This is a genomic window from Chitinophaga sp. (genome assembly GCF_036566945.1).
Taxonomy (GTDB): Bacteria; Bacteroidota; Bacteroidia; order Chitinophagales; family Chitinophagaceae; genus Chitinophaga.
Genome location: NZ_DATCVJ010000721.1, coordinates 1 through 4,809, shown reverse-complemented (window position 1 = coordinate 4,809; position 4,809 = coordinate 1). Strand labels below are relative to the sequence as shown.

Annotated in this window: 2 protein-coding genes; one reads left to right on the top strand and one right to left on the bottom strand. The window is 47.2% G+C overall.

From position 1 onward, the window contains the following. The first annotated feature begins 209 nt into the window (after positions 1 to 209). Positions 210 to 1,391: a glycoside hydrolase family 76 protein gene (locus tag VIP81_RS21715; RefSeq protein WP_331966235.1), complete on the top strand. Its 1,182-nt coding sequence runs from the start codon at positions 210 to 212 to the stop codon at positions 1,389 to 1,391. Positions 1,392 to 1,504: 113 nt separating this feature from the next. Here VIP81_RS21715 and VIP81_RS21710 read toward each other — a convergent pair. After that, positions 1,505 to 4,809: UvrD-helicase domain-containing protein (locus VIP81_RS21710; protein ID WP_331966232.1), on the bottom strand; the 3,305-nt coding region annotated here is incomplete at its 5' end.

Sequence of the window (4,809 nt, the reverse complement as noted above, 5' to 3'; positions counted from 1 at the left end):
ATTCTGTTGTGTTCACCTGTCCTCCGGGTGTAGGAAATCCGTGTAAACCCGGTTCCACTGTTATGAGTCCGCATTGTTTGCACAACCAACAAGCAATAGCGGCCCTTTTGCAATAATTACGGCTTTCCATAAGACAGGCACTGATCGGCACGTAGCAACGTTTTATTCCACCAAAAACAGGATTCTTCATTCCACAAAAACTGAAAAACATGAAAACTCCGTCGCGCGCAAAAGCGCTTTTCCGTACCAAATGTACGGTGGCCCTCCTACTGGCACTGATTTTCTCCGGATGTCAGAAACAAGAAATGGTAGCAAAAGATAGCACTACCCTCGCAGGAACAAAAGCTAACCTCGTCACTATCAATTCAGTACAACCTGTAAAGGCAGAAGCATTGCTGGCCATGCAATGTTATAACAATGCCTTCTATCATCAATATGGCACTTATGGCCCCTCCTTTAAAGCGTACTATTATACAGATGTGACCCAAAGTGGTCGTATGGATTTCTGGCGACAGGCAGAAGCCATTGAAATGTTGATTGATGCGTATACTATCAACAATGATCTGGATTTAAAAAACAAGATGGTATACCTGTACAATGGTATGAGAGATAACTATGGCCTGTTATGGACGAGCAACATTTATAATGACGATGTTATCTGGGGCGCGCTGATGTGCATCCGTGCCTTTCAGATCACCAATGATGGCGGCATGAAAGACATGGCCAAAAACAACTTTGATATGGTATGGACCCGTGCCTGGGATACCAACCTGGGTGGTGGCCTGTGGTGGACTACCGCCAATAACACCAAAAATGCCTGCGTAAATGCGCCTGCCGCCATTTGCGCCATGTATCTCTATCAGGCCACTGGTGATACCGGCTACCGCGATAAGGCCAAGCAGATCCTCGACTGGATGGTCACTAAATTATACGTATCCGGTACCGGCGAAGTAAGAGGCGCTATGAATTCGGCTGGCGTGATTACAGAAGGAGCCCGCACTTATACCCAGGGTACCTTTATTGGCGCCTGCAGTATGCTGCATAACGTGTACCCTTCCAATGGATACAAAGCCATGGGAGCTAAAGCCATGGACTATACGAAAAATACCATGAGCAATGCGCAGAGACTACTCCCTGATGAATACGATAACGGTGACTGCCAGGGTTTCAAAGCCATTTTTGCACGCTGGGCCTGTAAATTTGTTCACGACCAGAGCTACCAGAGCACCTATGCAGCATGGCTTAACTACAATGCCGCAGAAGCCTGGAATTACAGAAACTCCAATGGCCTCATGTGGGGACAGTGGTGGCATAGAACACCGGACAGTTATGTAAACTCATTTGAAACTACCTGTGGGGTGGCGATGATGAATGGGGTATGGCTTTTTTAGCTGTTAGCTATTAGCTGTTAGCTTTTAGCTTGTGGTATGTTTATGGCCGTTTGTTATTGGCTTTTAGTTTGGCCTTTTGTTGTTTGGCTTTAATTATAGTGTACCCATAGCCGTTAGCGGCTATGGGTAGTTTTTTTTGTTAGAAGAGATTCTAATAATTGTATCTTTTTCAAATGCGGCTTTGCGGTGAAAATCCCCTGCCCGCTGGTGTTTCTTACACCACGAACAAAGCAATAAATAACGCCTCCAAACTGCTTTTCATAATCGAAGCCAGGGATGCGGCTTTCCAGGTATTTTTTCACTGCTACGGTGTAAATGAAATATTGCAGGTGATAGTTATTTTCATTCATGGCGGCAGCTAATCCTTCTTTATCATAGTCTGCCACACTATTGCCCAGGTAGTTCGATTTCCAGTCGAGTATATAATACTTGTCCTGGTACTCAAAGAACAGGTCAATTTTCCCGTTCATGATGCCTTCCAGTTCCTGGCTGCTGTATTCAGAAAACCGTTTTACGCTCACGCTTACCTCATCATCAGAAAGATTGTTGAGCAGGTTGGATTGAAATACCGGCACGGGGAAGTCAAATTCAAATTCTGCCAGTCGCTGATGACGCCCTACAGATGCCAGCTGGAAACTATTGCCGGCTATATGAATGGTACTGTACATGACGTGTTGCAGCATTTCGTGTAGCCGTTCGAGATATGCTTCCCGTTGTCCGGGTACAAAGCGGCGGATGGCTTCTTCCAGCCAATGTTCCCATTTGCTGTTGTCAGAGAAATTGATGCTTTCAAAAATGAAGTGCAGCAGGTTTCCTGTTTTAGCGCCCCGACGCAGAGTAGTGAAAATGAAATTATCGTAAGGGTCTGTTTGTTGAAAGGAGCGCACACGTGGCCGGTGTTCGGGTTTGGCTGCCAGCATGGTATAGCTCATTTTGCGCCAGTTTTGTTCCAGCAGGTGAAAGTCAACCGGAGCGCGGTTTACCGCCAGTTTACCTTTGGTGGTTTGTTGCCGGTAAGTTTGTTCCGTGGTGGCTGGTACTGCGCCTTGCAGCTGTATCAGCGAAGGGTCGGGATTCGCCACTGCCAATGCTTTCAGGAAAAATGCCAGCGAAGAATCTCTGAACTTGGCGAAGTTATTTTTAAACAGGTAGCACTTATATACTGCGCGGGTAATAGCCACATAAATTAAGCGGCGGTTTTCCTGCTCTTGTTGTTGCTGGTAAGCTGCCAGTTGATCTTCTGAGAGACGGGAACGCTGTGTGCCCAGGTAATCACCGCTCGCCGGGTCGCGGAAGCTGACAAATTCAATGTTTTGTGATTCCACGAAATCCAGGAATGGCGCCATTACAATTTTGTATTCCAGCCCTTTACTTTTATGGATAGTCACAATATTCACGGCTTCTTCATCGCTTTCTACCCGCTGGGCGTATTCATCACCATCGGTGGTCATGCCGTCGATGCCGCGTTTGAGCCAGGATATAAGATCCCGCATGGAGAGGTTTTTCCGGCTTTGTACCTGGTGTACCAACTCCGATAGCTGATATAGATTCGTGATAATCCGTTCTCCGTTTTCGGTATGTCCGTCGAGTAATACGTGACGTACGTTGAAGTCGGTGATGAATTCCATCAGTGCGGTGTAGGCGCCGTCCCGCTGCCAGAGGTGGCGGTATTTTCCAAACAGATCCAGCATGGTTTCATCATCCAGCTTCAGGATGGTGCTGGTGTTGTATCCTGTGAAAGAGCCCAGCAGTGCCCGGTTGATAGACGAGCGATCGGGTGTTTCCATGGCTTCCAGCAGGTGAAGCAGCTGCGTGGCTTCTCCTGATCTCAGTACCCTGGCTTCATCGATGGTAACCGCTGGTATGCCCAGTTTTGCCAGGGCATGTTTAATATCTTTCCCTTCCTGGCCAGTGCGTACTAGTATCCCGATGTCGGAAGGCGTAATATGCCGGCTGCCTTTTTCATTTTCAATGCGGTAATCTTTGTCGAGCAATAGTTGCGCTATTTGTGCTGCTACGGCTTCGCAGATGCTTTCTTTTTTATCGCAGGCAATGATGGCTATGGGTACTTCTTTCCGGCTGCCTTTAAACAGGTAGCCTTTGGTATTATTATCCGGACTGTTTACGGGAATGTAATCGATGCTATCACTTTCGCCACCGAAGTCGAAGGTGTCGAAGCCTGGAGTGGGCTCAAAGAAAACGTTCATGGCACGGATCAGGTTTTCCGCAGAGCGAAAATTCTGATTCATATCATACACTTGTTGTACGCCATTGCGGGCGTTGAAGTAGGTGAAGATATCTGCTTTACGCCAGGCGTAAATACTTTGTTTCGGGTCGCCAATGTAGAACAGTGTGGTGTTTTCGCCGAAAGCCTTATTAAATACTTCGAACTGTTCGCGGTCGGTATCCTGAAATTCATCTACGAAAACCGCCTTGTACTTGCTTTGTAACCTGGCGATGAGTTCCGGATTACCGTTTTTAACCAGGGCCGTATGCAGGTTGTTGATCAGGTCATCATACCCCATCATGTTGCTGCGTTCCTTGAACTGGCGCACCTGCTCTCCAACTTCTTTGATGGCCGTATAAAAAACATGACGGCGTATTTGTTGTTGGTACGCTGTGAGCTGTTCACGGATCTCTTCTACTTTATCCAGTTCTTCCAGGATGTCCGGGAAAACGGCTTCTATATATTTAGCCTCTTTTCTTTTGGCGAGGATCTTTTTTACCAGCAGTTCCGGCTGTGCTACTAACTCCGGCCATTCCTTTTTGGTATAGCGGTTAGCGGCGCAGGCCGCAATGAGCTGGGCGCTGTTGGCGGTAATGCCGGCATACAGGTTTTCTATGGCGATTTGTACATTGGCGGCCAGTTGCTCCATTTCCTGGATCCATTTGTCCTGTTGTTCTTCGCTGATGGTATCTGGAATGTCTTCCCGGTAGCCTATATATTTTTTTCCACTGAGATGTTCTTGTATGACCTTTTGCAGATCGGTTTTCATCTTCTCCTCCCAGATGCTTTCCAGCAGGCTGGTTTTGAGGGTGGTGACGTTTCTGCGCCAGAATTTATTCAATTCATTTTCCACCACCGGCGTAAGGTCTGGCACCATTTGGGCGCCAAATAGCTGGTTGGTTTCAAAAGCATATTCGTTGAGTGTTTGCTGACAAAAGCCATGGATGGTCAATACAGACGTTTCATCCAGTAAAAGGATCGCGTCCCGCAGTAGTTGTTGTACAGGCAGCGGATCTTCCGGATCAATGACTTCCAGTACCAGGTCCAGTATTTTTTCATCGGCGATGTCCTTGCCCATACTGGCTTTATACGCCTGCCGGATAAAAAGACGAATCCTTTCTTCCAGTTCCGCTACAGCAGCTCTGGTGAAAGTAACCATCAGTATTTCTTTGACAGACAGCTTTTGCTCCA